This is a genomic window from Ruegeria sp. YTSA075 (assembly GCF_059610245.1).
This window is the reverse complement of sequence record NZ_JBXWNG010000004.1, coordinates 185369-211234: the sequence shown is the minus strand read 5'-3', so window position 1 is coordinate 211234 and position 25866 is coordinate 185369. Positions and strand designations below refer to the sequence as shown.

Genomic DNA, 25866 nt, shown 5'->3' with positions numbered 1-25866 from the left:
GAGACCCGCACATGACCCGCTTAACCACCCTTTCGATATCCGTGGGTCTGATGGGTCTGATGCTCGCCATGATCGCCGCGCTTGCCAGTGCTTTAGCCGGTTTGATCGCGTTGGGTTTCCTGATGATGCTGTTGGGCTTTACCGGTGCCGTGATCGGGGCTGCGGCCACTTTGGTACGCGCTGAACACTCGGCCCGCTGAAACTTCACCCATTTTAACCGCAGATTCACCTGTTTGCCCTGACACTGGGACCGAAATTCTATTCGGACATGTTCAGGGAACCGGCGCTAATGCGGGACAAGAAACTTGCGGATTTACCCGAAGGATCGGACAACCCGTTAAACTCGGCCATCTCGGCGCGGGATCGATCCGTGGTGAAAATGGCGACCGAAGCGGTAAAGCATAAGCAGTGCAAGCTGGCCTTTCAGCCTGTTGTACAAGCGCAATCGCCTGGTGGCATTGCCTTTTACGAAGGCTTTATCCGCGTGCTGGACGAAACCGGGCGTGTGATCCCGGCGCGAGAGTTCATGCCGCAGGTGGAAAACACGCCTCTGGGGCGCGAGATTGATTGCATCGCGCTGGAACTTGGGTTGCAGACGTTGGTGCGAAACCCCGACATACGCTTGTCGATCAACATGTCCGCGCGCTCAATCGGGTTTTCGCGCTGGGCAAAGGTACTGGATCGATTTCTGAAACGGGACGAGAGCGTTGGTGAGCGGCTGATCCTGGAAATTTCGGAACAATCCGCCATGCAAGTGCCCGAGCTTGTGATCGACCTGATGGATCGCCTGCAGGAACGTGGCATTGCCTTTGCGTTAGACGACTTTGGCGCCAGCGATTTTGGTCTGCGCCATTTTCGTGAGTTTCTGTTCGACGCCGCAAAGATTGATGGCCAGTTCATACGAGGCATAAGTGAACAGCCCGACAATCAGGCGCTGGTGCGCGCGTTGATCCAGGTCGCACAGGAATTCGAGATACTTGTAACCGCCGAATCGGTTGAAAACCGCGCAGATGCTGAGTTTCTGCGCAATAGCGGTGTCGATTGTTTGCAAGGTTTTCTGTTCGGAGCGCCCTCAGTCGCTCCACCTTGGAAGCAGGAAAACAACTCCAAAACAGGATCTTAAGCAACAATCGGCCTGGCTGCTTCGCTCGCGTAATCGGCTGAGACAAGCTGCCCGTTGCTGCATATGCAGCATTGCGATATGCCATAAAGCGCTGGAGCGGGGAACTTGGGGCGCTCTTGTTTTGTCAGAGACCTCTCTGCCACCTGCGCCGTCAGATTTCCCAAAGGACCTTGACGGTAAAGGACTGACTATATGACCAACGTAGTAATCGCATCCGCCGCACGCACAGGCGTGGGCAGCTTTAGCGGTTCGTTCGCGAACACACCTGCACATGATCTGGGCGCTGCCGTTTTGGAAGCGGTCGTGGAACGCGCCGGGGTGGACAAGGGCGAAGTAAGCGAAACCATCATGGGTCAGGTTCTGACGGCCGCTCAGGGCCAGAACCCCGCCCGCCAGGCGCATATCAATGCGGGCCTGCCGCAGGAAAGCGCGGCCTGGGGCATCAATCAGGTATGCGGCTCGGGCCTGCGCGCTGTGGCTCTTGGTGCGCAGCATATCCAACTGGGTGATGCAGACATCGTCGCCGCCGGAGGCCAGGAAAACATGACCCTGTCGCCCCACGCCGCCGCGCTGCGCGCCGGTCACAAAATGGGCGACATGAAGTATATCGACACGATGATCCGCGACGGTCTGTGGGATGCCTTCAACGGCTATCACATGGGTCAGACCGCCGAGAACGTCGCCGAGAAATGGCAGATCAGCCGAGACATGCAGGATGAATTTGCCGTGGCCAGCCAGAACAAAGCTGAAGCTGCGCAGAAAGCAGGCAGGTTCGCTGATGAAATCGTGCCCTTCACCATCAAGACCCGCAAGGGCGACATCGTGATGGACAAGGATGAATACATCCGCCACGGCGCGACCATGGATGCAATGGCCAAACTGCGCCCGGCCTTCACCAAGGACGGCTCGGTCACCGCCGCCAACGCCTCCGGTCTGAATGACGGCGCCGCGGCCACGTTGCTGATGTCGGCTGAGAATGCCGAAAAACGCGGTATTGAGCCTCTGGCCCGTATCGCATCCTATGCGACCGCCGGTCTCGACCCGTCGATCATGGGCGTTGGCCCGATCTATGCGTCGCGCAAGGCGCTGGAAAAAGCAGGTTGGTCGGTTGACGATCTGGATCTGGTCGAAGCCAACGAAGCCTTTGCCGCGCAGGCCTGCGCTGTAAACAAGGATATGGGTTGGGACCCGTCCATCGTAAACGTCAACGGCGGTGCGATTGCGATTGGCCACCCTATCGGCGCCTCGGGTTGCCGCGTTCTGAACACGCTGCTGTTCGAAATGAAACGCCGCGATGCAAAAAAGGGTCTAGCAACCTTGTGCATCGGTGGCGGCATGGGCGTTGCCCTTTGCGTGGAGCGTGATTAAGTGCGCTGAAAACCAGATAAAAAAGGGCGTCCACCGGGCGCCCTTTTTTGTTACAATCGGATCATATCCCTTTGATGCGACAATATCTCCGAACAGAAAGACAGAACGATCACGAAACGATATTGCGCATCTCTGACTCTCAGAGTAACAGAATTACCAAGACGTTTAAATTTGAAGGAGTCCTAAATGGCACGTACAGCACTCGTCACCGGCGGTTCCCGCGGCATCGGCGCAGCGATTTCCAAGGCGCTTAAAGCCGAAGGGTGTAATGTTGCAGCGACTTACGCAGGAAACGATGAAGCCGCAGCAAAATTCACCGAAGAAACCGGCATTGCCACATACAAATGGAACGTGGCCGACTACGACGAGTCCAAAGCCGGCATCGAAAAGGTCGAGGCCGAAGTTGGCCCAATCGACATCGTTGTGGCAAACGCGGGTATCACCCGCGACGCGCCGTTCCACAAAATGACGCCCGAGCAGTGGCATCAAGTGATCGACACCAACCTGACCGGTGTGTTCAACACGGTCCACCCTGTCTGGCCTGGTATGCGCGAGCGCAAGTTCGGTCGTATCATCGTCATCAGCTCGATCAACGGTCAGAAGGGTCAGTTTGCGCAGGTGAACTATGCCGCGACCAAGGCGGGCGATCTGGGCATCGTGAAATCGCTGGCGCAGGAAGGCGCGCGTGCGGGTATCACCGCAAACGCGATCTGCCCCGGCTACATTGCCACTGAAATGGTTATGGCCGTGCCAGAGAAAGTCCGTGAATCCATCATCGGCCAGATCCCGGCAGGCCGCTTGGGTGAGCCAGAGGAAATCGCACGCTGCGTCGCATTCCTGGCCTCAGACGATTCGCAGTTCATCAATGGGTCGACCATCTCGGCCAACGGTGCTCAGTTCTTCGTCTGATCACACTCAGTAGTAACAAAAAACGGGCCGGTCCTGTTGGACCGGCCCTTCTTTATCCCGTAAGATCACGCGCGCTGTGATCAGCGGGAACCAGTTAACCAGGCCCAAAGTTGGTGAATGACTTTGCTGCGTTCTTCATGGGCGCGACGGATCGCATCTTGAACAGACGGGTTGGTCGTCATCTCGATCATGGCATATCCTCTTGGCTAAAGCTGAACTTGACTTGCACCCAAGATGCCGCTTGATTTCCAGATACACAAACGAGAGTTTTCGACTGTTCACATAAGTAAATCTTAACCGATATGTCCGACAGACTGCCCCCTTTGACCGCTTTGCGCGCCTTTGATGCCGCCGCGCGCCATATGTCATTTGCCAAAGCTGCGGATGAGCTGAACGTAACGCCCGCTGCGCTGTCTTTTCAGATCAAGTCACTAGAGGAGCATCTGGGCCACCCTCTATTTCGGCGCTTGAATCGCGCGGTGGAACTGACCGAAGCTGGCAAAGCACTGGCCCCCGGTACAGCAGATGGTTTTGCCGCGCTCAAATCTGCATGGGCTGCGACGCGCAGATTGCACGACAACACAACGCTGACCGTCACGGCCGGGCCAGCCCTGACGGCGAAATGGCTGGCCCCGCGCCTTTATGATTTTGCGCGCGCCTATCCGGAAATCGATCTGAGATTCTCGGCTACCCTTCGCAATATGGATTTGGAACGGGACGATGTGGATGTCGCAATCCGCTTTGGCTACGGTCAGGATGACGGTTTGTACTGCCTTCCGGTTCGCAAAGAGTGGCTGACCCCGGTCATGACGCCGGAATTGGCCGAGCAGTTCAGAACCCCCGACAGCCTGCGTGACGCACCATTGATCCATGATGACTCAATTGCGTTCCTAAAACCGCCCGCCGATTGGCCCGCCTGGTTTCGCGCAGTTGGCGTGGATTTCATACCCACACATGGCGCGCATTTTTCGAACGCGGATCACGCGATTGATGCTGCGGTTGCGGGGGTTGGTGTCGCTTTGGGGCGACGGGCGATGATTATCAAGGATATGACCGAAGGGCGATTGGTCGCCCCGTTCAAAACCGCCATCGAAACCAAAGGGCGGTTCCGGTTTCTGTGCCTGCCCGGTGCGGAAAACCGGCCACAGGTGGCCGCATTCCGAGATTGGTTTCAGGCCGAGATTGAAAAGACCGCCCACATCTCGGATGAGTTCACGATCATTCCTGTAGAAGACGTTTTAGCCAAATGACAAGAAACCGCGCTACTGCCATCGGATTCATCGCTGTTCTGCTATGGGCCTTGCTGGCGTTGTTCACGGTCGGCTCGGCCCCAACCCCACCTTTGTTGCTGAACGCCATCTGCTTCAGCATCGGCGGTTCTCTGGGTTTGATCTGGACATGGCGATCCGGTGGGTTTTCCAAACTGCGCAGCATCAGTTGGAAAATCTATGCATTCGGTGCTGTCGGCTTGTTCGGATACCACGCGCTCTACTTCTCGGCCCTGCGCATGGCTCCGGCGGCAGAGGCCGGGCTGATCGCCTATCTCTGGCCCCTGCTCATCGTCCTGTTTTCTGGATTGCTACCGGGTGAGCACCTGAGACCGGGTCATCTGGTCGGGGCCTGCCTCGGCTTTGCCGGGGCCGCGCTGATCATCACCGGCGGTGGAAGCGCGGGCTTTCAGATCGACCACCTACCGGGATACGCGCTGGCGTTCCTCTGCGCGCTGACATGGTCGGGCTATTCGGTTCTGTCCCGCAGACTGGGCGAAACGCCCACAAGCACAGTCGCAGTGTTCTGCGTGCTGACCGCCATCGCCTCTTGGGTGCTGCATTTCGCACTGGAAACGACCATCTGGCCAGATACGACCCTTAGCTGGGCCTCGACCCTGGCGTTGGGTTTAGGGCCTGTGGGGTTGGCGTTCTATGTCTGGGATATTGGGGTCAAACTGGGCGACATACAGATGCTGGGAACCAGCTCTTATGCAGCACCATTGCTTTCTACTGTTGTATTGGTTGCTGCCGGGATCGCCATGCCGACATGGACATTGGCGATCGCGGCGGTACTGATCACCGGCGGCGCTGTGATTGCGGCGCACGCCAGCCTAACTGGTTAAGCTGACAGGCGTTCGATCTCTTCTTTTAGCTTGAGTTTCTGCTTTTTCAGCTGGGCGATATGGAGATCATCGATGCCTGGCGAGCGTTGGGCTTGTTCCACTTCGAGACCGAGAGATTCGTGCTTCTTCTTCAGTTCCGTCAGATGTGCGCTCACGCTCATGGCGATCCTCCTTAGTTACGTGTCTAAATGTCACGTAAGAAGTTGAGCACATCGTTTCCACCCTGTCACGCTGCAGGCGCACAGAATCTGTAATAAATCCGACAAATTCGGCTGGTCATCGCCGAGCGGTATGAAACGGCCCCATGGCTGCACCATCCCTCAGCACCGCTGAAATCTCGGGGGTATAGCTTTCGCCATCCCGTTCGTGGCGATCCCCCTGATGTAGAATCAGCGAGGCATGCAGACGGAATGCAGCGCGTCCACCCTTGCGGGCACGCAGAATGACCAGTTCGGCTTCACGCCCTGACCGCGCCGCCAAGGGCTGCGCTTCGACCGAGCCAAGCTGGCCCTGGCAAGCCATCAGCATATCCGGCAGGCGATCGGCTCTTTGGATCATGTGTAGATACCCACGCTGCGCTAGGCGTTTGGTGGCCACGTCGATCCAATTGGCCAATGGTGTCTGTTCACCCAAGGCAACACTGCGCCCTGAATCTAGGGCCGGGCTATGGGCACCAGCGCGGTAATAGGGTGGGTTTGCGATTACATGATCAAACTGGCGTTGTTTTAGCTCTGGCGGAAGTGCGGCCAAATCGGCGGTTACAACGTCCAGTGCAATGGCGTTATCTGCGGCATTTCGACGTGCCAGATCCGCGTAAGGCGGCTGCAACTCTACCCCAAACAATTCCAACCCTTGCACGCGTGCCGCGAGGCAAAGAATGGCCGCCCCGGCCCCGCATCCAAGCTCCAACACTGATTGTCCACTGGTGGCCGGAACCGACGCGGCAAGCAAAACAGGGTCTACCCCAGCGCGATACCCGTTCACAGGCTGCCACAAGTGCAACCTGCCGCCCAAAAACGCATTTTGGCTTAGGTCATGATCCTCGAAGCAGATCATCGCCCCAGCGGGACCTCATTGTCGCGCATTACGCGTTCGGCGCGGGTCAGGTCATCCGCACGGACCATCAGACGGCGGGGGAAGATTCCGATACCGCCTTCGAGGATGCTCATATTTACGTCCATCTGAAAGCAGTCTATATCCTCGCCTTCAAGAAGAGCGGATGCAAAGGCCAAGATTGTCGGATCGGTGCTGCGCAATAGTTCTTTCATGGGGATGGATGTAAGGGCAAGGCATGGCAGAAGTCGAGCCTTGTATCAGGAGTGTGATGGACGTCAGCACAATCTCGAAACCGCACGAGCGGCTCGCCGAAATTCTGACCGGCGAAATGGAGGCGGTGAATACGCTGATCCGGACGCGGATGGCGTCTGAGCACGCGCCGCGCATCCCCGAGGTGACAGCGCATCTGGTCGAGGCAGGCGGCAAGCGCCTGCGTCCCATGCTGACATTGGCAGCGGCACGGCTGTTTGGCTATACGGGCGAACATCATGTGCGTCTGGCTGCAACGGTCGAGTTCATCCATACCGCAACCCTGCTGCATGACGACGTGGTCGACGAAAGCGCCCAGCGGCGTGGACGGCCCACGGCGAACCTGCTTTGGGACAATAAATCCAGCGTGTTGGTGGGCGATTATCTGTTCTCCCGCAGCTTTCAGTTGATGGTCGAAACCGGATCGCTGCGTGTTCTGGACATTTTGGCCAACGCTTCGGCCACGATTGCCGAGGGCGAAGTGCTTCAGATGACCGCCGCGACAGATCTGGGCACGGATGAGGCCGTCTATCTGCAGGTTGTGCGCGGCAAAACGGCGGCGTTGTTCTCGGCAGCGACCGAAGTGGGCGGTGTGATCGCCGGGGCGGCAGAACCACAGGTCAAAGCTCTGTTCGATTATGGCGATGCGTTGGGTATTGCCTTCCAGATTGCTGATGATCTGCTGGATTATCAGGGCGATAGCAAAGCGACCGGCAAGAATATCGGCGACGATTTCCGCGAACGGAAGTTGACCCTGCCGGTGATCAAGGCCGTGGCGCAGGCCACGCCTGACGAGCGCGTGTTCTGGGAACGCACAATTGAAAAAGGACGGCAGCAAGATGGCGACCTGGATCATGCGCTGAGCTTGATGGCCAAGTATCAGACGCTTGAAGCCACACGTCAGGATGCGCTGGGTTGGGCGAACAAGGCCAAGGCAGCACTGGAGGTGCTGCCAGATCACGAGTTACGGACCCTACTGAGCGATCTGGCTGATTACGTGGTGTCTCGGCTCAACTAAGCCGGGCCGCGCGACACCACCAATCTGGATGCGCTGCACCGATCTCATAGGCTGCAAAATGCGCGGCTTTCATTGACGGGTAAAGTGCGAAGCAGGTTGAGCCCGATCCGGACATGCGTGCCAGCAAAACGTCCCGTGTCCCAGTCAATTCGCCCAGAACACGCCCAATCTTGGGGGCAATGCCGCTCGCAGGGCTTTGCAGGTCATTTCGCTGATCCGACAACCACAAGGCACAGTCAGCCACGCCCTTAAAAGCCGGAATATCATCTGGCATCGGCGGGTTTTGACGCGACTCCATGGCTTTGAATACTGCACCCGTAGGCACTTCAGCGCCGGGATTCACCAAAAGGGCAGGCAACTCAGGCAAATGCATAGCAACCAACCGCTCACCAATCCCGCGCATCCGCGCGGCCCTCGCGATCATACAAACCGGTATGTCCGCCCCCAGAGAGACGGGAAGATTAGGCGGGATATCAATGCCTTGACCTTGCGCATGGCGCAGCATGGCCGCCGCGTCAGATGATCCGCCGCCGATCCCACCACCATGCGGTAGGGCCTTGTTCAGATCGACATGCCCGGTCCAGCCTATGGTTTCAGCGGCCTTCCAAACAAGGTTACGCGCGTCTTTGGGAACGCCAGCCGCGTGCTCACCGCTAACGGAAATCGACAGATCGGGCCCCGGCTCAAACTCCAATTGATCCCCGACATCTGCAAACGCCACGAGCGAATCCAACAGGTGATACCCGTCCGCCCGTTGGCCAGTTACATGCAGTGTCAGGTTTATCTTGGCGGGCGCAAAGGCCTTAGTTGCCATTGGCAACCTTCAAAGGATCGGCGCCTTCCTCGGCCAGCACCGCATCCAGACCCACCTCTAGCTTACGGCGGATGCGCTCGGGGTCCGCTTCGCCATCGGTCTCTTCCGAGTCAATGAAGGACAATGCGCGTTTCCACTGGAACTCGGCCTCACGATCCCGGCCAACGGCCCAATAGACATCGCCCAGATGATCATTGACGACTGGATCAACCGGCATCAGGGCTACGGCACGTTCCATATGCTCCACGGCTTCGTCATAGCGCCCAAGGCGGAACAGGACCCAACCCAGACTGTCGACAATATAGCCACTGTCCGGGCGGGCCGCGACGGCCCGTTCGATCATATCCAGCGCCTCATCCAGCTTTTCGCGGCGTTCGACCAGCGAATAACCCAGATAGTTCAGAACCTGCGGCTGATCCGGGTTCAACTCCAGCGCCTGCCGAAAATCCGCCTCGGCCTGATCCCAGTTCTTCAATCGCTCATGCGAGATGCCACGCGCGTAGTGCAGAAACCAGTTCCCGCTTGATGCGGCGTCTGTCAGGACGATTGCGCTGTCATAAGACACAACGGCAGCGGCATAGTTTTCCTGCTGGCGTTGTAAATCCGCAAGCGCCACGTGAACGCTGGGCAGATTGGGTTTCTTTGCCGAAAGATTCTGAAGCACTTCGATGGCAGCATCAGTTTTGCCTGACCGGCTGAGCACCTCGGCCCGACCCAGCTCAGCGGCATGGTGATCATTGCTGTCAGCCGGAACCTTGCGATAGGTATCGACGGCCAGGTCATATTGCTTCAATTCATCCAGAAGTTCTGCGCTCAGCAAGATTGCATCCACATGGTCGGGGCGCAGGAAGCTTGCGACGCGGGTATACAGCAGCACATAGTCGGGCGACGCTTCGGTGTTCAGCACCGCAGCGACCGAGAAAAAAATCTCGGCCATACCATCCTGAGCGGATCGAACATGGGTGAAGGGCAGAGTTTCCCCTGCATTCAACTGGCTGACGTAGTCTTCAATCGAAGGGTCACTGCCCGCCGCAAAAACGGTATCCAAAAACGCGAGCGCATCGGCGTTTCGGTCAAGTTGCGACAGAACCTCAGCCCGCGCCATTGCTGCACGGCGCGAGAATTGGGCAATCGCACCATCATTTTCTGCAAAGATGGCTTCCGCCCCTTCAAAATCTCCGATTGAAGCTAGCGCCATGGCCTTGTGATACAGCGCAAATTCGCGAAGCCCATCTTGCGTGGAAACAGTTTCAAACTGCTCCATTGCTTTGGTCATCTCGCCCTGACCCAGATAGGCCCAGGCCACCATCAGCCCGTCCACCAGCGGGCCAACACCCTTTGTCTGAGGGTCGCGCGCCAAAAGCTCTGCCAGTTTGTCATCCGCAATCAGATTGGCGGCAACCACCATTCTGGCGGCCTGGCTGGGCAGTTCGGCCTCTTCAATCGTTTGCGCGATGGGCAGGGCACGCTCAATCTCTCCCAGCGCCAGTCGCGCCACCACGACACTTTCCAACAAAAGCGCGTTCTGAGGGTCAAACTTCAGCGCCTGCGCATAATACTGCTCGGCTGCTGTATAGTCGCTTTCGTAAATCGCCTGACGGCCGGCCAGATAGGCCCCTGCCCCTGTATCCGCAGACACTGGCACACTGACCGTCGAAAAAAGCAGCGCGGCCAACACCGCGCGTTGCACAAGGGAAATCACCTAAATCCTGCCCTGCTATCTAAGATTGACCAATAAGCTAGGGCCTTGGCTGGCAAGAGGCAATGGCAGAGCCTTCACGACCCTGCCAGTGCACCGGTTTTCGCCTACATATTGGGATAGTTCGGACCATCCCCACCCTGCGGCGTGGTCCAGGTGATGTTCTGGCTGGGGTCCTTGATGTCGCAGGTTTTGCAATGCACGCAGTTCTGAAAGTTGATGACGAATCGCGGGCCGTTCTCATCTTCGACAATCTCGTACACACCCGCCGGGCAGTAGCGCTGCGCCGGTTCATCGAATTTGGGCAGGTTGACCTTTACCGGAACTTCAGGATCGGACAGCCGCAGATGGCAGGGCTGGGTTTCCTCGTGGTTGGTCATCGCAAAGGACACGTTGGTCAAACGGTCAAAAGACAGAACGCCGTCGGGTTTCGGATAATCGATGGGTTTGTGTTTGCTGGCATCCTCGGTCGCCTCGGCATCGTTCTTGCCGTGACCGATAGTGCCAAGCAGTGAAAAGCCCAGCGTGTTGGTCCACATGTCCAGACCACCCAGCATCAGCGAGGCAGTCAGGCCCCATTTCGACCAGATCGGCTTGACGTTGCGCACCTTCTTGAGGTCGCTGCCGATGGGGCCGCTGCGCACTTCAGTCTCATAGTCGGACAATTCATCACCAGACCGCTCGGCCTTGATGGCGTCGTAGGCAGCCTCGGCTGCGGCTTTGCCCGACAGCATCGCGTTGTGGTTGCCCTTGATGCGCGGTACGTTAACCATTCCTGCCGAACAACCCAGAAGCGCCACACCCGGCGCGACCAGTTTCGGCATCGACTGGAACCCGCCTTCGGTGATCGCCCGCGCACCATAAGCCACGCGCTTACCGCCTTTCAGCAGATCAGCGACAACCGGGTGATGCTTGAAGCGCTGGAACTCCATATAGGGGTACAGGTGCGGGTTCTTGTAGTTCAGGTGAACCACAAAACCGACATAGACCTGATTGTTTTCAAGATGATAGATGAACGACCCGCCACCAGCGTTGCTGCCCAACGGCCAGCCCATGGTGTGCGTAACGCTGCCTTCCTTGTGCTTGGAAGGATCAACCTCCCAAATCTCCTTCATGCCAACGCCGTATTTCTGTGGCTCTTTGCCAGCAGACAGGTCGTATTTGGCGATGACTTCTTTGGACAGCGACCCGCGCACACCTTCCGACAGGAAGACGTACTTGCCGTGCAGTTCCATGCCCGGTTCGGTGTTGGGACCGTAGGAACCATCGGCCTCCAGGCCAAAGACACCTGCAACCACGCCTTTGACTTCGCCATTCTCGCCATAGACAAGTTCCGAGCATGCCATGCCCGGGAAGATTTCCACGCCCAGTTCCTCAGCCTGCTCAGCCATCCACCGGCAGACATTGCCCATCGAGACAATGTAGTTGCCGTGGTTGTTCATCAGCGGCGGCATTGGGAAGTTGGGGATGCGGATCTGACCCGCCTCTCCCAGCATGTAGAAGTTGTCCTCTTTGACCGGTGTGTTCAGCGGCGCGCCTTTTTCCTTCCAATCGGGGATCAGTGCATCCAGACCGCAGGGGTCAAGCACCGCGCCTGACAGAATATGCGCGCCCACTTCGGAACCCTTTTCCAGAACCACAACGTTCAGATCGGCATCCAGCTGTTTCAGACGGATGGCCGCCGACAGGCCCGCAGGGCCTGCGCCCACGATCACCACGTCATATTCCATCGCTTCGCGTTCAATATCGGCCATCGCGGGCTCCCTAGCTAACTTTCCGAATTGGCGCTTTTCTCGTGCAGTCGGCGCAATTTTGTTTCACGGCTGATTACATGGTTGGAAAGACCTTGGTCAATCAAAACACGGCGTAACATTGCTGCAATGCGGCAGTTAAGCCTCTGGCGAGTCGCCCATGAGGTATCTGGGGCCGCTCCCATTTGATTTCGCGCGATCATCCGGATTGTACAGGGCACATTTTGGCAGGCTCAGGCATCCGCAGCCGATGCAGCCATCCAGATTGTCGCGTAGCCTTAGCAGAGTATCGATTCGTTGGTCCAGATGCGCCCGCAGCGTTACACTGATGTCCTTCCAATCTTGCGGTGTCGGGGTGCGGTTGCCCGGAAGGCCTGACAGCACCTCGCGGATTTCAGGTAGGGTCAGCCCGAATTGTTGCGCGATCATCACAAAACTCAACCGTCGGATATCGGCCCGTTGATAGCGTCGTTGCCCACCCGAGTTGCGCCACGGCGAAATCAGGCCCTGCGCCTCATAGTACCGGATGGCCGACACCGCCAGTCCCGTGCGCCGAGCCAGTGCGCCGATTGCCAGCCCTTCAGATGCAGCCATCGAACCCTCGCAAAAATACCTTGACCTAAAGTTAGGTTTAGGAATTACGGTGAGTCGTGACAAGCCTCAATTCGCAAAGGAGATCCCATGATGGCGACGCTTGAACACACCAATTTCACCGTCCGCGACCCGCAGGCATCAGCAGCGTGGATGCAAAAGGTTTTTGGCTGGAAGACCCGCTGGGAAGGCCCAGCCATTGCGGGTGGCTATACTGTGCATGTAGGAAGCGCGCATACCTACCTGGCGCTTTATGCGCCCAGTGATCCGAGGCCCGCAGGTGAAAGCAGCTACGACATCGTCGGTGGCCTGAACCATGTTGGTGTTCTGGTCGAAGATATCGACGCTATCGAAGCCAAAGTGCGCGATGCCGGATTCACGCCCCATAACCATGCGGATTACGAACCGGGCAAACGGTTCTATTTCGACGATGACAACGGCATAGAATTCGAAGTGGTCCAATATGATTGAGATGTTGTGGCTATGCACCCATTCGCGCCGTTGGCGCCGGGACAAGCCCCCGGATCACCGCCACAGGCGCGCGCCTGCCTCGTCTGAACGGCGCTAAGCCGCAAATCGAACGCAGGCTGACCCTTGGCCTCTTGCAATTCACGCCTCATTTAGGTCAGGTACTGAACGACCCATCATTCGCCCCGACGCTTTCTATGCGGCGGGGCGGCTCAATTTATGCGTGGACGACAAGACTATGGAAAAAATTCCAATGACGCCTGCGGGCAATGCCGCGCTTGCGGCGGAGCTGAAAAACCTCAAATCCGTCGAGCGTCCGGCGATCATCGAAGCCATCGCTACGGCGCGGGAACTGGGTGATTTGAAGGAAAACGCCGAATATCACTCGGCCCGCGAAAAGCAGGGCTTTATCGAAGGCCGCATCAAGGAGCTGGAAGGCATCCTGTCACTGGCTGATGTGATCGACCCCGCCAAACTGTCTGGCGCGATCAAATTTGGCGCCAAGGTCACGTTGGTCGATGAGGATACCGACGAGGAAAAGACCTGGCAAATCGTCGGCGAGTATGAGGCCGATATTGAAAACGGCCTGCTGAACATCAAATCTCCTATAGCCCGCGCGCTGATCGGCAAGGATGAAGGCGACAGCGTCGAAGTACGCACGCCGGGCGGTGTGCGATCCTATGAAGTTCTGAGCATCGAATACGCCTGACCGGAGCGTCTGTCATGTCGGGGACCGAACCTGACCAGGAAACCGAACGGCCAACCTCGCTGGGGATCTATGATCGCCCGGACCGGACAGCCGTGACCTCGATCGAAATCGCAGCGGGCGTGCTAAGCGTCATCTGGCTGGTGGTTTCGGTGGTGTTTCTGGTGCTGCCCGATCAGGCCGAGGGCGGAGGGATCATCGTGACCTTCCTTGCGGTGTTTATGCCGGTGGCGATGATCTGGGTGGCCGCTACAGCCATGCGTGCCAGCCGTGTCATGCGCGAGGAAAGCGCCCGATTGCAGACCGCAATAGATGCGATCCGCCAGGCCTATGTGGTGCAACAACAGCGCGCAGCCAGCTCTTACGAGCCGACGGTCACCAAGAAACTGGACGAGATTGCCGCTGCGACCAAAAAGGCCGAGGATGCCTTGGCCACGTTCTCAACCAAACGGCGCGAACCGGTGCAGGCCCCTCAGCCGACCCCGGTTCAGGGCGATCAGACCTCATTGGCGCTGGGCACCACGGCCGAAGACATCGCGCCGCCGCTGACAACCGATATCTTCATCCGCGCCCTGAACTTTCCGGAGACGGATAAAGACACCGAAGGTTTTGCCGCATTGCGGATGGCGCTGAAGGACCGAAAGGTCGCCAAGCTGATACAGGCCTCGCAGGATGTGCTGACCCTGCTCAGCCAGGAAGGCATCTATATGGATGACCTGCGCCCTGATATGGCTCGGCCCGAGATTTGGCGCCAATTCGCCCAAGGGGCTCGCGGGCGTTCGGTGGCGGCTTTGGGGGGCATTCGGGATCGATCGTCACTGGCGCTGACTGCGGCGCGGATGAAACAGGACCCAATTTTCCGGGATGCGGCGCATCATTTCCTGCGGCGCTTCGACAATATGATTGTCGAATTTGAACCTGATGCCAGTGATGCCGAACTGACCGCGCTGGGCGACACCAGAACGGCGCGCGCTTTCATGCTGGTGGGACGTGTTGCAGGGACTTTCGATTAAACGGGCGACTAAGCGGGCGTAACGGCCCAACTCATCTTAGTGGCGCTGCCGAATCCGAACAGATAGCGGAACGGCCCGGTTTCTTCATGCCCAACCGGCTTGAAGCCTTCGCGTTCGTAGAGGGACTTGGCCCGCGGATTTGTATCGATCACATCCAACTGCACTTCGGTCATGCCACGGCTGCGCGCCTCTTCCTTGATCGCGCTCAGCAATGTCGTCCCGACGCCTTTGCCACGCGCCTCGGCGGCGACAAAGATACCATCCATTTGGAACACACCGGGTTTCAGGTCCCGTTCCAGCACGCCCAGAACCGTGCCGCGCCACAGTGCCCCGAACCATCCATAGACACGCGCAAGGTCCGACAGGCTGCCACCGGCCAGACCACCCTCATTGGTCTTGAACCCGGCAAGGCCCAGTATTTGCCCGGACGAATCGCGTGCAACCAATGCGAAATTGGGATTAAGAGCCCGCTCGAAAAAAGCCAAACCCCGATCTTCCGGGCCCATCACCTTGTGCAATTTCGCCGCGAAGGCCTGCCAGAACAGTGCAGCAGCCATCGGCCGTTCATGTGGTGTAAACCCCTTTGAGACAGTGACGCTCATAGCCCGAAACTGCCGTAAGGAATGAACCGTACCGGATCGCCCGGCTGAATATGCCGCGCACCGTCTTCGATTTCGACCAGCCCTTCGGCCCAACTCAGCCCACTGATCCGGCCTGACCCTTCCGAATGAAACACCTCGGCCCGGCCATCGCGCACACGCGCGCGCAGATATTCACGACGCCCGGGTTTCTTGCGCTTCTCAAACGCGGCAGGCACCTCGAATCCCTGCGGTTCAACCCATCCTTCTCCTGACATCAGGCAAAGAGCAGGTCGTGCGAAGATCAGGGTGCACACCATGGCCGCCACGGGGTTGCCGGGCAGCCCAAAGACAGGCGTGTCCGACCACATGCCCAGCGCCAAAGGCCGCCCAGGCTTAAGCGCAATCCGCCATTCCTGCATGGCGCCCGCGTCACGCAACAGGGCAGAGACATGATCCTCATCCCCTGCCGAGGCCCCTCCGCTGGTCAGGATGACATCAGCCTGCGTGGCGGCCTCATCCAGCCGATTGCGCAGCGCATCCCGATCGTCCTCGACCCGGCCCATATCAACAGACAGAAATCCCATCCGCTCAATCAGAGACAGCAACATTGGACGATTGGCATCGAAGATTTGTCCAGCGCCCGCAACATCGCCCGGCTCGACAAGTTCATCCCCGGTCGACAGAACCGCCACGCGCAGGGTTTGACGCACCGGAACCTCAGCGATGCCGACGGCGGACAGCAAGGCCATATCCGCAGGGGTCAGCCTACGCCCGGCTGACAATGCCGTGTCACCCTCCACCACATCCTCACCCGCGCGGCGCGTATTCGCACCTTTTTTCAACGGCCCGTGGAAGGCGATGTGACCGTCCTTTAGCATCACATCCTCTTCAAGGATCACCGTATCCACGCCCTTGGGCAAGGCCGCCCCGGTCAGGATGCGCAGCGCATGCCCCGACGGGACTTGGCCATCAAATGGAATGCCCGCCGCCGCGCGGCCTTGGGTCAGAGGCATCACCTGCGCGCCAACTGCGGCTGGACCTGCAAAGCCATAGCCATCAACCGCCGTGTTGGGTTGCGGCGGGTTCGAGCGTTTTGCCACCACATCTTCGGCCAGCACACGGCCCACAGACTGCATCAGCGGAACCGTTTCTACCCCAGTCACTAGATGCAATCTGCTCTGCAGCAGAGCCAAAGCATCATCGACCGGCGTCCAGCTCACCCCCGCAGGCAGCGCAAAACAATCGTTACGCAATGGCGGCGGCGCTATGTTCGGTTTGTCTTGTGGCACACCCAAAATCCACCCCTCCTCGGGGGCTGAAACATCCAACTGTTCTGTCAATTCCTGATCGCTAAGCCGGGACAAAGTCAAGGCGACCTGTTCCACCTGCCAGGCATCTTTGATCCGGTCCGACGGGGCGGAACACAGGTTGAGCGAGGGCCAAATCTCGACAAACGCGACCGGTTTATCCAGCGGTTGAAACGGCCAGACCGCAACCTTTCCATCGAATGCTTGCCGCAATCGACTGAGCACCGGCAGGCCCATCATCACCTGCCCCCCAACAGACCCTGCCCCGGCCATTTGCCAGCAGGTAAAACTGCCCTTCGCCAGCGTTTCGACTGCCCTGCGGTCTGGGAACGGGTTGTGGTAATCCTGTTTGGTGCGCGGTAGCCCGTCGATATCGCGACGCAGCGCATTCATCCAAAATGGGCCCTTGCCACCAAAACGTTGGTTAATGCGCCCCGCCAGATCAAACCGGTTATTGGCGTTGGGTGAATCCTCGACTTGCGTCTCCAGCCAATCCCACAATGCCAGCGGATCATCGTGGCCTGTCATGGCTTTGGCAAATCCTTGAGGGTAGCTAAACGGGAAATCAAACCCCAGAAACAGGCGTCGACCAGCCGCCAGTTCGGCCGCGATCAGCTCACGCAGCCAGGTTTCAGCCACCACACGATTGCGCAGATATTCAAGCGACCGCACTTTACCATCGCGCACAACGCAGACCCAGATCGCATCTTTGCGCGGGGTCGGCCCGGTATCGTTACCACCTGACCAGTCCACCATGGCAAAGCTGTCAAACAAGCTCACAAACCGACCTCGGCCAGTATGAAATCTGCAATCGCGCCTGTGTCATTCAGATCGAAAACGCGACGATCCAGCGTCAGCGGCGTATCACTGGCAACTGCATGGATCGTGGGGTCGCTCTTAGCGATCAATTCATTGCCCGGCTCAGCACGAAATGCTTCGACTTTGGGGTGAGGTTCGCGCTTGTACCCCTCGACCAGCACCAGATCGACCGGTGACAGGCGGTCCAGCAAATCCTCAAGCGCGGGCTCCGGGGCACCGCGCAATTCCTGCATCAACGCCACACGCTGCCCCGAGGCCAGCAGAACCTCACTAGCTCCCGCCATTCGGTGACGATGGCTGTCCCGCCCTGGCTGATCAACGTCAAAAGAATGATGCGCGTGTTTGATGGTCGAGACGGAAAATCCACGCCCGGTGATCTCGGCCACCAGCCGCTCCATCAACCCGGTTTTCCCCGCGTTTTTCCAGCCGGTCACGCCGTAGACCTTCATGCCTGCTCCAACAGTTTTTCGGCCAACGCCAGATCAGCCGGCGTGTTGACGTTAAAAAACGGATCGAACGGCTCAGCCGGGAAGAGCGCCTCACGACCGTCATGCTGATCGGTCCACAACACCACCTTACGCAATCCGCCGTTCAGCGCAGCCCGCAGATCATCGCGCAGTGCAACGGGCCAGAGACCAAAGGTCGGATGCCGATTGATCCGTTTGCTGCCACCAGACTTCAACGCCTCCTCCCCAGTGTGCGGCGTAGCGGCCAGAACAAGTGGATGGGTCTGACCTTCGGCTGCGGCGGTCAGGTGGTCAACCAGATCACGTGGCAAGAACGGCGTGTCCGCTGCGGCGGTCACGATACTGTCCACCCCTTGCTCTGCCGCCCAGTCGAGCCCCGCCAGAACTCCGGCCAGGGGTCCAACGAAGCCGTCAATCGTATCCGGTATGACGGGCAGGTTGAGTTCGGCGAACCGTGCCGGATCACCATTTGCGTTCAGAAACAGCCCACTCACCTGTGCGGACAAACGGTTGATCACGTGGTTCAAAAGGCTCTGCCCGCCAATCTGCAAGAGGCCCTTGTCACCGCCGCCCATTCGGGTCGCAAGCCCGCCTGCGAGAATGATGCCGAGGGGTTTGGTCATGTCGGCAATCCTTTCAGCGTGGGCCAGTTTGGTGTTCTCACAAAAATAACGACAGCAAGCAAAATCAGAAGGCCGGCCAACCAGACAGACCAAACGCTAAAGATTAGAAATCCCGATAGGAACATAAACGTGTTGTTTAGCCGGTATCGCCGCGCTGCAGTTAAGGCCGGCCTATTCAGCCCTTTCAACGCAGGAAGTCCCCAAAACAAGATACGCAGGCGCGTCGATTTTCGCCGTGAAGAGATACCGGTAGCACGAGAGGCTGCGATCAAATCGGTCAGAGCGCTCCACCTAAGCTGATCCAGTACGTCATCGGGATAAGCCGCCAGCGCCATATCCATCGCCAGTTCATCCGCATATTGGAACTTCATGGAATAGAGCGTTGTGACAAAGAGAACCGGGAGGACCAGCAACTCTTCAAGCCCTGCGAGCATTTCAATCATCCCGCACTTTTCCGTCTATGCTTCTTGTCCTCAACCGCCACACTCGCCGGGTCCACATCCCGCAGCAACCGATCCTCACCCGACAAACACACAAACCGCTGACCCCGCATCCGGCCAATCAGGGTCAATCCAACCTCGCGCGCGATTTCGACGCCCCAGGCGGTGAAACCGGATCGGGAGGCCAGAATCGGGATGCCCATCATCGCGGTTTTGATCACCATCTCCGATGTCAGGCGGCCTGTGGTGTATAAGATCTTGTCATCGGCCGTCTCTCCCTCGGTCAGCATCCAGCCCGCGATCTTGTCGACCGCGTTATGGCGGCCCACGTCTTCCATATAGACCAGCGGACGGTTCTGGCGGCACAGGACCGTGCCATGGATCGCGCCTGCCTCAAGGTACAAAGACGGTGTGCGATTGATCTTGGCGGCCAGATCATACAGCCAAGAGGTGCGCACCGAGACCTGAGGTAGACGCACATCTTCCAGCCCCTCCATCATGTCACCAAAGACGGTGCCCACAGCGCAGCCACTGGTGCGGGTCTTTTTCTTCAGCTTTTCCTCATACGAGGTCTCTCGCTGCGTCCGAACCACAACCGTTTCCAGATCATCATCATACTCGACCCGCATGATCTGATCATGAGGCAGCAACATGCCCTGATTGCGCAGAAAGCCCAGCGCCAGGTATTCGGGGTAGTCGCCGATTGTCATCGCCGTCACGATTTCCTGTGAATTCAGAAAAATCGTCAGCGGGCGTTCTTCGACAACCGAGATCTGGCTGACCTCACCATTCTGGTCCACACCTTCGACGGCACGCGTCAACCGGGGCGCTCCCGGATCAGGTGCGATGATGTAGTCCGAAGCATTCGGTTTCGTGGCCAATTGCAACCCTCTCTCAAGATCGCTACTGCTGCTGCGATCACCATAGGATTTCGCCATGGCAGACGCCACATCCAAGTCATACTTCTGGAAGGGTTTTCGCGACGGGACACCGTTCATATTTGTCGCCATCCCGTTCGGTACCTTATTCGGTGTCTTTGCGACCGAGGCGGGTTTGAGCGTTGTGCAGGTGGTTGCCTTTTCCGCCACGGTCTTCGCCGGCGCGGCGCAATTCACCGCCTTGCAACTGATGCAGGAAAACGCACCAACAGTGATTGTACTGGCCTCGGCATTGGCAGTGAACCTGCGGGTGGCGATGTATTCTGCGTCACTGACACCGTTTTTGGGCGCGGCCCCGATATGGCAGAGGGCTTTCGCGGCCTATCTGACGGTCGACCAATCCTATGCCTGCAGCATCGTGCAGTTCGAGAAAGAACCCAAGATGACGCTGCCCCAAAGAATGGCGTATTTCTTTGGCTCGGTCACACCGATCACGCCGCTTTGGATACTGGCCACTTATCTGGGCGCCGTACTGGGTGCGCGCATTCCCGAAAGCTGGGCGCTGGATTTTGCCCTGCCGATCACCTTTCTGGCCATGATCGGGCCGATGATGCGCACGCTTCCCCACGTGATCGCAGCCCTTGTCGCAATCATCGTCGCCCTCCTGACCGTCTCTGTCCCGTTCAACCTGGGCCTTTTGATCGCAGGAACAGCCGGAATGATCGCGGGTGCGCAGTCTGAAGTGTTGCTGGAGCGGAGGAAGACATGACCCAGATCGATCCTGTCACCATGTGGACTGTCATCATCGGGCTGGCGATTGGCAGTTTTGCCCTGCGATTTACCTTTATCGGTCTGGTCGGAGACCGCCCGATGCCGCCATGGCTGCTGCGCCATCTGCGCTATACTGCCGTGGCGATCCTGCCCGCGTTGATCGCGCCTCTGGTTGTCTGGCCCTCGGCGACCGAAGGCCAGCCCGATATCGCACGTATGGCAGCGGCTGCAATGGCATTGGGCGTCGGGGTGCTTACCAAAAACGTACTCGCCGCGATCTTTTCAGGGGCGGCAACGCTTTACGGCTTGCTCTATTTACTCGGCTAGGGCCGCGTCCAGCTGATTGAGGCGCGCATTATTCGCCGCAAGACCTTTTTGCAGATCGGCATCATCGTTTTCACGATAGTCTTCAGTCGCCACACCGGGCAATTGACCAAACTGATCCGAGAGTTTCACAGGATAGAAGGTCACATCAATCTGCTCGAATCCGGGAACCTGTTGCAGCAATCGCGCTGTCGAGTTCGCACAGAACGCGCCCGCTACCGGGCCGCTTTGTTTGGCCAGTTGCAAGGCAATTTCTGCCTGCTGTGGTGAGACCTGAATGGTCTGAACACGCGCATAATGTGACTCGCGGGCATGCGAACTGCGATAGGCCTGCTCAACTGCCGGGGTAATGCCATAGAGAACATCGTCCTTGACCGGCACGACATCGGCCCGGAAAGACCCCGCTGGATCAAAGATCACCCGCTCACTGCCACCAATCATCAGCGATGTATGCGCCCCGGACCCAGTACGCGTGTTGATCATGGTATAGAGCGTCAAGGTTGACGGCCCAGGATCACGGTAAGACCGGGATACGATCTCTGACGGATCAGCTTGAGGGCGCTGTGAGCCCGCGCAACCTGCAACAGTTGCTGCCAGGAGGCAGGCAATCAGAATCCGGAACACGGGTCGCCCTCGCTATGGGTTACGCAGCAAAAACCGCCAGGAACAGGCAGAGGAAGGCGATGGCAACCGCACACCAGGTCGTGGCTTTGATAAAGCCGTTGAAGGTTTTGGTTTGAACGGTGATGTCCATTTCGCCGTGCTTGTGGTCAGCCATGAGTCTCAGAATCCCAATTCGCGTGTTTTCCTGTTGGATAATCGAAAAGGCAGGGGCTGTCACGACGTCATTCGCGCGCAGGGGTACGATCCGCGAAAACGGAACACCCCGGATACCCAAACCCCCAACGCCACGGCAGCCCGCTGCAAGGTCCGCCGCCGAACCGGACAGCCCCATACATGGCATCCGCCGTCAGCGCATGAACGTTGCGCACCTGATCCGGCGTCATGTCATATCGCTGGGCGTAGTCTTCGGCATATGTGTCCCCATGATCCTTGACGCAGGTGCGCAGGGTTTGATCTGCAGACAGGCGCGCGTCGTAGCTGTCCTCGGGCAGCAAGGCTGCGCCCGCATTGTGATAGGCCCGGTCGTGAACCACGCAGCATTCCTCCCACGGGGGACGGGCTTCATATAAGTCTCCGATCTGCGGGAATGTATCGGCAACCCAGCGCCAACTGGCCGACAGACCGCCTGAACAGCCATCTGTTTCAAACGGTGTCAAAGGTGCGGTGCCCCGTTGTGCGATCAAAGCGCGATGTGCAGGCATCTCGACGCTGCGCATCAAATCCTGAGCCGCCGCATCGCCGGACAGGCAGACCAACAGCACCGCGAAGTTACGGGCTGGCATCGCGCATCGCCTGCGTGTCGACCTGCATACCAAAGGTGGTGGCGAGCCACAGCAGAAGGCGTTCAGCCGGACCCATCTCGGCCCGGATCCTCAAAACCTCGCGCGCCATGGCCGGGCGATCGGTAATCAACCCGTCAACGCCCATCGAAGCCATGGCAGACATCTGTAGCGGATCATTCACCGTCCAGACATAGATATCCTTGCCCGCGTCGTGCACGGAACGGATCAACCCCGGAGAGACCGACGCCGCATTCACGGCGACAAAATCGCCTTCAAGACCAGATAAATCACCCACTGCCGTTGCGGCCAAAACACCCGCGCGCCAATCGGGGCGCAGAGATTTCATCTTTTGCACGGCAGGGTATTTCAGAGACATCGTGGCGATCTGCTCCTGCATCCCAAACTCTTCGACCAGCGCAACCACCCGGTTTTCCAGATCGATATCGTGGCCATAGTACTTCAGTTCGATGATTACCTTGGCTTTGCCCTTTGTGGCTTCCAGAACCTCGCGCAGCGTTGGGGTACGCTGATCCGCGTATTCGGGGCCGAACCAACTGCCGATGTCGATCTGTGCCACATCCTCCATCGTGGCATCCCAAACCTTGAGATCGACCTGCGCCAATTTCATGAAGTCACTGTCGTGCGCAACAATCACCTCATTATCCGCAGTTTCCTGCACATCGATCTCAACCCAATCTGCACCGTCTTCGATGGCTTTCAGGACCGAGGCCATGGTGTTTTCGGGCCGCAACGCTGCCGCACCACGATGGCCGATCACCTCGGCCCGATCCGGCGCCTGTACCTGCTCCAGAAGACGATGGCCAAACCAGCTGCCGACCAGCAGCGCAATCACCGAAAGGCCCACCGCCCCGATGAGTGAGGGGCGCAGATGACGCGGTTCGGGATGCGGCAGGTCCGCGACTTGTGGCTCAAAGAATCCATCCAGCAGCAACGCAAGCGCGCCGAGCGCCGTTGCCGCCAGCACCAACCCCGACAATGACCAAAGCCCCGCGATCACAAGGCTATAGATCAGCGCCATCCGAAGGTGATCGCTGCCTTGTAATGGAACCAGAGCAAATAGTAGCCCAGCAATCGCCGCAATCGCCGCTGCGATCACAAGGCGCAGGCCGAGCCAGGCAACCAAAGACAACTTCAGGCGTCCTTGCCGCCCCTCCATCCGTATGGCGCTGACCCCAAACACATGCGCCGGGTGGACATTCTCGAAAAGTACCAGATGCAGCGACAGCGCCCATGCGGATAGTCTGCGGATCAGGACCCAAGCCATCACCAAAGCAAGCGCACCGATCAGCAGAACGGCAATCCAGAAGGCGGGCGGATGGAAGGTCAGGTAGTAGTTGATGTCGTATTCCGTAAACGCCCACCACGCGATCAACCCAGAGATGGCGAGAAAAGGCAGCGCCAGAATCAGAACGCGCAGAATAAAGCGCCAAGCAAACCCAAACAGGGCTGGCAGGCGCGACACCACCAGCCGGATTGCAGAACTGCCCGCCCGCCACGGATTGGGCTCGTCCATGCGTAGCGAGCCTGCCATGACAGCAAAGACAAAAACCTCGGCCATCAGAAACAGGCTCAGCACGACCAGGGCCGCGGTGAACCCTGCGGGAGAAAGGATGAAGGTCGCGATATCCTGATCCGTCAACGCCGACTGATCAGACAGGGAGACCGCCAGATTGACCGCTGCGGCCATAGCAGGCGCGATGAGTGCGATCAGCAGCAGGCGCACTGCAATGTAGATGGGAACAAAGGTCTGCCGCCGGGCCCAAGCCCCAAAATAGGCCTGGACTATGGCTGTGATATAAGACACGTCGTGGCCTCCTGAATGATCAATTCATTCAAGGCTGCGCAGGCGTGAATTGCAAGTCAGCTTTCTTCCAGATCGGCGGCCAGCCGGAACCCGATGCGATTGGCCGGTTTGTCTTCGACCGACTTTGGCAGCGCCCGCAACATCACGTTCAGCTGGCTGACATGCTGCACCAGCTGTGTGCGTCCCCCGGCCCCGTCCGAGCCATAGAAGGTGATGATATCAGGGTCAAAATAGCCCATACCTTCAATCCGCAGCACTCCGGCGTCACCGCCAGTGAACCCCATTGCCACCTCGTGATCGCCATCCAGTGTCTTCTCGAAGTTCTGGATGTACAGGATCAGTCGTTCATAAGCCCATTGTGCCGGGCTTTTGGTTTCAACCGGTTTCTGCAAAGGCTCCGGCAGGGGCTTCGACCCGGATTCAGCTTCGGAATTGGCGTGCACCTCATAGCAACGCGGCAGTGCTGCTGCTTCGGCTGCCTCGGCTGAGGTCTCGATCTCGTCCTGCATTCTTTACCCTTTGCGTTGGTAGACCCAGGCTCCGTCTGCGCGGCGCGCCCGGGTGACGGACCCAATGTGGTAAAGATGGTTCATATGTGCAACCGCTTCGACCAGCGCGAGGCCATATTCCCCCTCACGAATGGTCCGTTTGAACAGCGGCGCAAAGCAATCCGCCGCAGCTTTGGGTTTATCCAGATCATCCAGCAGGCGCTTTAGCGCTCCGTGATGGTTGTCGATCAGCTGCCGCATGCGCAGGGGCAAACCGGAAAAGGGCAGCTTATGACCCCCCAGAACCAGATGATCGGCCCGCGCAAGCCCTTCCAGCCGTTCGCACGCCTCTAACCAGCCTGAGACCGGATCGGCCATGGGTTCGGTTGCATAGACGCCAAGATTGGGGCTGATCGAGCTGAGGATCTGATCGCCGCTCAGCACAAGATTGTCATCTCGGCTCCAGAGTGTGACATGTTCCGGAGCGTGGCCGTTGCCCATATGCACATCCCAATCGCGCCCACCTGCGCGCAACACATCGCCCTGTTTTACCCGCGTGAACCCCAATGGCATGGGATACACCGTGTCGGCAAAGTTGAAGGGGCGGTCAGCCTTGCGTTTGTTCAGAACCTCGGCAGACATGCCCGCGCTTTGGTAGAAATCCAGCGTTTCCTGGGGCCAGCTTTCCTGAACATCCAATGTCAGCATACGCGCAAACAACCACGCCGTGCGGCTGGTCAGAAGTTCGGCACCATGCTCAGACTGAAACCAACCCACATTGCCGACATGATCAGGATGATGATGGGTCGCCAGCACGCGGCGGACAGGTTTGCCCGCAAGCGGACCGGACATCAGCTGCTGCCAGATCGCGCGCGTTTTCCCGGATGAAATCCCGGTATCCACAAGGGTCCAGCCATCCCCATCGTCCAGCGCGTAGACATTGACATGGTCCAGCGCCATGGGCAGCGGCAGGCGCATCCACAGGATACCTTCGGCAATCTCAATCGCCTCACCGGGTGCGGGCGGGTCGGGCCAGGGATATTCGATCATCGACACCGC

Annotated in this window: 31 protein-coding genes; 12 read left to right on the top strand and 19 right to left on the bottom strand. The window is 58.4% G+C overall.

Annotation, left to right across the window (positions count from 1 at the left end; all coding sequences use genetic code 11):
- Positions 1-11 precede the first annotated feature (11 nt).
- From AC2FGE_RS09595 to yddG, 6 genes are all read left to right on the top strand, one after another.
- On the top strand, positions 12-200 hold the full coding sequence (locus tag AC2FGE_RS09595; protein ID WP_496818993.1) for a hypothetical protein: 189 nt from the start codon (positions 12-14) through the stop codon (positions 198-200).
- An 89-nt stretch (positions 201-289) separates the two neighbouring features.
- A complete protein-coding gene (locus AC2FGE_RS09590; RefSeq protein WP_496819257.1) occupies positions 290-1123 on the top strand; it encodes an EAL domain-containing protein in 834 nt (277 codons plus the stop codon).
- A 192-nt stretch (positions 1124-1315) separates the two neighbouring features.
- Positions 1316-2491, top strand: coding sequence for an acetyl-CoA C-acetyltransferase (locus AC2FGE_RS09585; RefSeq protein ID WP_496818992.1), 1176 nt, complete (start codon positions 1316-1318; stop codon positions 2489-2491).
- A gap of 186 nt (positions 2492-2677) precedes the next feature.
- Positions 2678-3400 (top strand): acetoacetyl-CoA reductase, encoded by a 723-nt coding sequence (gene phbB, locus AC2FGE_RS09580; protein ID WP_353012069.1) that lies wholly within the window; start codon positions 2678-2680, stop codon positions 3398-3400.
- Positions 3401-3702: 302 nt separating this feature from the next.
- Entirely contained in the window at positions 3703-4650 is a 948-nt protein-coding gene (locus AC2FGE_RS09575) for a transcriptional regulator GcvA (RefSeq protein WP_496818989.1), read from the top strand.
- Entirely contained in the window at positions 4647-5513 is an 867-nt protein-coding gene (gene yddG / locus AC2FGE_RS09570; RefSeq protein WP_496818987.1) for an aromatic amino acid exporter YddG, read from the top strand. Before AC2FGE_RS09575 ends, yddG begins: the two co-directional genes overlap by 4 nt.
- Here yddG and AC2FGE_RS09565 read toward each other — a convergent pair.
- From AC2FGE_RS09565 to AC2FGE_RS09555, 3 genes are all read right to left on the bottom strand, one after another.
- Positions 5510-5674: a YdcH family protein gene (locus AC2FGE_RS09565; protein WP_083445267.1), complete on the bottom strand. Its 165-nt coding sequence runs from the start codon at positions 5672-5674 to the stop codon at positions 5510-5512. The genes yddG and AC2FGE_RS09565 overlap by 4 nt on opposite strands.
- 115 nt (positions 5675-5789) lie before the next feature.
- Complete coding sequence (locus AC2FGE_RS09560) at positions 5790-6569, bottom strand: tRNA1(Val) (adenine(37)-N6)-methyltransferase (RefSeq protein WP_496818986.1); 780 nt, start codon at positions 6567-6569, stop codon at positions 5790-5792.
- Positions 6566-6781 (bottom strand): putative signal transducing protein, encoded by a 216-nt coding sequence (locus AC2FGE_RS09555; protein WP_496818985.1) that lies wholly within the window; start codon positions 6779-6781, stop codon positions 6566-6568. Before AC2FGE_RS09555 ends, AC2FGE_RS09560 begins: the two co-directional genes overlap by 4 nt.
- A 56-nt stretch (positions 6782-6837) precedes the next feature.
- Between AC2FGE_RS09555 and AC2FGE_RS09550 the strand changes: the two genes are divergently transcribed.
- Positions 6838-7836, top strand: a complete 999-nt coding sequence (locus tag AC2FGE_RS09550; protein ID WP_496818983.1) for a polyprenyl synthetase family protein — start codon at positions 6838-6840, stop codon at positions 7834-7836.
- Here the strand turns inward: AC2FGE_RS09550 and AC2FGE_RS09545 are convergent.
- From AC2FGE_RS09545 to soxR, 4 genes are all read right to left on the bottom strand, one after another.
- Complete coding sequence (locus AC2FGE_RS09545) at positions 7829-8650, bottom strand: 4-(cytidine 5'-diphospho)-2-C-methyl-D-erythritol kinase (RefSeq protein ID WP_496818982.1); 822 nt, start codon at positions 8648-8650, stop codon at positions 7829-7831. The genes AC2FGE_RS09550 and AC2FGE_RS09545 overlap by 8 nt on opposite strands.
- Complete coding sequence (locus tag AC2FGE_RS09540) at positions 8640-10295, bottom strand: tetratricopeptide repeat protein (protein ID WP_496819256.1); 1656 nt, start codon at positions 10293-10295, stop codon at positions 8640-8642. Before AC2FGE_RS09540 ends, AC2FGE_RS09545 begins: the two co-directional genes overlap by 11 nt.
- Positions 10296-10456: 161 nt before the next feature.
- Positions 10457-12103, bottom strand: a complete 1647-nt coding sequence (locus AC2FGE_RS09535; RefSeq protein WP_496818981.1) for an electron transfer flavoprotein-ubiquinone oxidoreductase — start codon at positions 12101-12103, stop codon at positions 10457-10459.
- 135 nt (positions 12104-12238) lie between these two features.
- The gene (soxR, locus tag AC2FGE_RS09530; protein ID WP_496818980.1) at positions 12239-12694 is read right to left on the bottom strand and encodes a redox-sensitive transcriptional activator SoxR; all 456 of its coding nucleotides are present in this window, start codon (positions 12692-12694) and stop codon (positions 12239-12241) included.
- Between the two features lie 87 nt (positions 12695-12781).
- Here soxR and AC2FGE_RS09525 point away from each other — a divergent pair, with 87 nt between their 5' ends.
- From AC2FGE_RS09525 to AC2FGE_RS09515, 3 genes are all read left to right on the top strand, one after another.
- Positions 12782-13162, top strand: coding sequence for a VOC family protein (locus AC2FGE_RS09525; RefSeq protein WP_496818979.1), 381 nt, complete (start codon positions 12782-12784; stop codon positions 13160-13162).
- A gap of 235 nt (positions 13163-13397) precedes the next feature.
- A complete protein-coding gene (gene greA, locus AC2FGE_RS09520) occupies positions 13398-13868 on the top strand; it encodes a transcription elongation factor GreA (RefSeq protein ID WP_496818978.1) in 471 nt (156 codons plus the stop codon).
- A 14-nt stretch (positions 13869-13882) separates the two neighbouring features.
- Entirely contained in the window at positions 13883-14878 is a 996-nt protein-coding gene (locus AC2FGE_RS09515; protein ID WP_496818977.1) for a hypothetical protein, read from the top strand.
- Positions 14879-14886: 8 nt separating this feature from the next.
- Here the strand turns inward: AC2FGE_RS09515 and AC2FGE_RS09510 are convergent, their stop codons facing one another.
- From AC2FGE_RS09510 to fdhD, 6 genes are read right to left on the bottom strand one after another with little or no spacing between them, the layout of a single operon-like run.
- Positions 14887-15435, bottom strand: coding sequence for a GNAT family N-acetyltransferase (locus AC2FGE_RS09510; protein WP_496818976.1), 549 nt, complete (start codon positions 15433-15435; stop codon positions 14887-14889).
- A gap of 41 nt (positions 15436-15476) precedes the next feature.
- The gene (locus AC2FGE_RS09505) at positions 15477-17522 is read right to left on the bottom strand and encodes a molybdenum cofactor synthesis domain-containing protein (RefSeq protein WP_496819255.1); all 2046 of its coding nucleotides are present in this window, start codon (positions 17520-17522) and stop codon (positions 15477-15479) included.
- A gap of 20 nt (positions 17523-17542) precedes the next feature.
- On the bottom strand, positions 17543-18034 hold the full coding sequence (mobB, locus tag AC2FGE_RS09500; protein WP_496818975.1) for a molybdopterin-guanine dinucleotide biosynthesis protein B: 492 nt from the start codon (positions 18032-18034) through the stop codon (positions 17543-17545).
- Entirely contained in the window at positions 18031-18675 is a 645-nt protein-coding gene (gene mobA, locus AC2FGE_RS09495) for a molybdenum cofactor guanylyltransferase MobA (RefSeq protein ID WP_496818974.1), read from the bottom strand. The genes mobB and mobA overlap by 4 nt, the downstream gene beginning before the upstream one ends.
- On the bottom strand, positions 18672-19118 hold the full coding sequence (locus AC2FGE_RS09490; protein WP_496818973.1) for a hypothetical protein: 447 nt from the start codon (positions 19116-19118) through the stop codon (positions 18672-18674). The genes mobA and AC2FGE_RS09490 overlap by 4 nt, the downstream gene beginning before the upstream one ends.
- Positions 19115-20053, bottom strand: coding sequence for a formate dehydrogenase accessory sulfurtransferase FdhD (gene fdhD, locus AC2FGE_RS09485; protein WP_496818972.1), 939 nt, complete (start codon positions 20051-20053; stop codon positions 19115-19117). Before fdhD ends, AC2FGE_RS09490 begins: the two co-directional genes overlap by 4 nt.
- On the opposite strand from fdhD, the gene AC2FGE_RS09480 reads away from it, so the two are divergent.
- The gene (locus AC2FGE_RS09480) at positions 20052-20762 is read left to right on the top strand and encodes an AzlC family ABC transporter permease (protein WP_496818971.1); all 711 of its coding nucleotides are present in this window, start codon (positions 20052-20054) and stop codon (positions 20760-20762) included. The genes fdhD and AC2FGE_RS09480 overlap by 2 nt on opposite strands.
- Entirely contained in the window at positions 20759-21091 is a 333-nt protein-coding gene (locus AC2FGE_RS09475; protein WP_496818969.1) for an AzlD domain-containing protein, read from the top strand. Before AC2FGE_RS09480 ends, AC2FGE_RS09475 begins: the two co-directional genes overlap by 4 nt.
- Here the strand turns inward: AC2FGE_RS09475 and AC2FGE_RS09470 are convergent.
- From AC2FGE_RS09470 to AC2FGE_RS09445, 6 genes are all read right to left on the bottom strand, one after another.
- The gene (locus AC2FGE_RS09470) at positions 21080-21712 is read right to left on the bottom strand and encodes a hypothetical protein (protein WP_496818968.1); all 633 of its coding nucleotides are present in this window, start codon (positions 21710-21712) and stop codon (positions 21080-21082) included. The two genes, AC2FGE_RS09475 and AC2FGE_RS09470, sit on opposite strands and share 12 nt — an antisense overlap.
- Before the next feature lie 19 nt (positions 21713-21731).
- A complete protein-coding gene (locus AC2FGE_RS09465; protein ID WP_496818967.1) occupies positions 21732-21866 on the bottom strand; it encodes an aa3-type cytochrome c oxidase subunit IV in 135 nt (44 codons plus the stop codon).
- Between the two features lie 67 nt (positions 21867-21933).
- Entirely contained in the window at positions 21934-22494 is a 561-nt protein-coding gene (locus AC2FGE_RS09460) for a hypothetical protein (protein ID WP_496818966.1), read from the bottom strand.
- Positions 22481-24319, bottom strand: a complete 1839-nt coding sequence (locus AC2FGE_RS09455; protein WP_496818965.1) for a glycerophosphodiester phosphodiesterase family protein — start codon at positions 24317-24319, stop codon at positions 22481-22483. Before AC2FGE_RS09455 ends, AC2FGE_RS09460 begins: the two co-directional genes overlap by 14 nt.
- Before the next feature lie 56 nt (positions 24320-24375).
- Positions 24376-24828, bottom strand: a complete 453-nt coding sequence (locus tag AC2FGE_RS09450; protein WP_353013580.1) for a DUF6173 family protein — start codon at positions 24826-24828, stop codon at positions 24376-24378.
- A 3-nt stretch (positions 24829-24831) separates the two neighbouring features.
- On the bottom strand, positions 24832-25857 hold the full coding sequence (locus tag AC2FGE_RS09445) for an MBL fold metallo-hydrolase (protein WP_496818964.1): 1026 nt from the start codon (positions 25855-25857) through the stop codon (positions 24832-24834).
- Positions 25858-25866 lie beyond the last annotated feature (9 nt).

Coding starts and splice junctions, on each gene's coding strand:
- AC2FGE_RS09445 (WP_496818964.1), bottom strand. CDS start 25,857: ATGATCGAATATCCCTGGCCCGACCCGCCCGCACCCGGTGAGGCGATT.
- AC2FGE_RS09450 (WP_353013580.1), bottom strand. CDS start 24,828: ATGCAGGACGAGATCGAGACCTCAGCCGAGGCAGCCGAAGCAGCAGCA.
- AC2FGE_RS09560 (WP_496818986.1), bottom strand. CDS start 6,569: ATGATCTGCTTCGAGGATCATGACCTAAGCCAAAATGCGTTTTTGGGC.
- AC2FGE_RS09475 (WP_496818969.1), top strand. CDS start 20,759: ATGACCCAGATCGATCCTGTCACCATGTGGACTGTCATCATCGGGCTG.
- AC2FGE_RS09480 (WP_496818971.1), top strand. CDS start 20,052: ATGGCAGACGCCACATCCAAGTCATACTTCTGGAAGGGTTTTCGCGAC.
- AC2FGE_RS09555 (WP_496818985.1), bottom strand. CDS start 6,781: ATGAAAGAACTATTGCGCAGCACCGATCCGACAATCTTGGCCTTTGCA.
- AC2FGE_RS09535 (WP_496818981.1), bottom strand. CDS start 12,103: ATGGCCGATATTGAACGCGAAGCGATGGAATATGACGTGGTGATCGTG.
- AC2FGE_RS09575 (WP_496818989.1), top strand. CDS start 3,703: ATGTCCGACAGACTGCCCCCTTTGACCGCTTTGCGCGCCTTTGATGCC.
- AC2FGE_RS09515 (WP_496818977.1), top strand. CDS start 13,883: ATGTCGGGGACCGAACCTGACCAGGAAACCGAACGGCCAACCTCGCTG.
- AC2FGE_RS09595 (WP_496818993.1), top strand. CDS start 12: ATGACCCGCTTAACCACCCTTTCGATATCCGTGGGTCTGATGGGTCTG.
- greA (WP_496818978.1), top strand. CDS start 13,398: ATGGAAAAAATTCCAATGACGCCTGCGGGCAATGCCGCGCTTGCGGCG.
- AC2FGE_RS09510 (WP_496818976.1), bottom strand. CDS start 15,435: ATGGCTGCTGCACTGTTCTGGCAGGCCTTCGCGGCGAAATTGCACAAG.
- AC2FGE_RS09490 (WP_496818973.1), bottom strand. CDS start 19,118: ATGATTGAAATGCTCGCAGGGCTTGAAGAGTTGCTGGTCCTCCCGGTT.
- mobA (WP_496818974.1), bottom strand. CDS start 18,675: ATGACCAAACCCCTCGGCATCATTCTCGCAGGCGGGCTTGCGACCCGA.
- AC2FGE_RS09545 (WP_496818982.1), bottom strand. CDS start 8,650: ATGGCAACTAAGGCCTTTGCGCCCGCCAAGATAAACCTGACACTGCAT.
- AC2FGE_RS09460 (WP_496818966.1), bottom strand. CDS start 22,494: ATGCCAGCCCGTAACTTCGCGGTGCTGTTGGTCTGCCTGTCCGGCGAT.
- AC2FGE_RS09505 (WP_496819255.1), bottom strand. CDS start 17,522: ATGGTGGACTGGTCAGGTGGTAACGATACCGGGCCGACCCCGCGCAAA.
- phbB (WP_353012069.1), top strand. CDS start 2,678: ATGGCACGTACAGCACTCGTCACCGGCGGTTCCCGCGGCATCGGCGCA.
- AC2FGE_RS09550 (WP_496818983.1), top strand. CDS start 6,838: ATGGACGTCAGCACAATCTCGAAACCGCACGAGCGGCTCGCCGAAATT.
- mobB (WP_496818975.1), bottom strand. CDS start 18,034: ATGAAGGTCTACGGCGTGACCGGCTGGAAAAACGCGGGGAAAACCGGG.
- AC2FGE_RS09585 (WP_496818992.1), top strand. CDS start 1,316: ATGACCAACGTAGTAATCGCATCCGCCGCACGCACAGGCGTGGGCAGC.
- AC2FGE_RS09525 (WP_496818979.1), top strand. CDS start 12,782: ATGATGGCGACGCTTGAACACACCAATTTCACCGTCCGCGACCCGCAG.
- fdhD (WP_496818972.1), bottom strand. CDS start 20,053: ATGGCGAAATCCTATGGTGATCGCAGCAGCAGTAGCGATCTTGAGAGA.
- AC2FGE_RS09565 (WP_083445267.1), bottom strand. CDS start 5,674: ATGAGCGTGAGCGCACATCTGACGGAACTGAAGAAGAAGCACGAATCT.
- AC2FGE_RS09465 (WP_496818967.1), bottom strand. CDS start 21,866: ATGGCTGACCACAAGCACGGCGAAATGGACATCACCGTTCAAACCAAA.
- soxR (WP_496818980.1), bottom strand. CDS start 12,694: ATGGCTGCATCTGAAGGGCTGGCAATCGGCGCACTGGCTCGGCGCACG.
- AC2FGE_RS09590 (WP_496819257.1), top strand. CDS start 290: ATGCGGGACAAGAAACTTGCGGATTTACCCGAAGGATCGGACAACCCG.
- yddG (WP_496818987.1), top strand. CDS start 4,647: ATGACAAGAAACCGCGCTACTGCCATCGGATTCATCGCTGTTCTGCTA.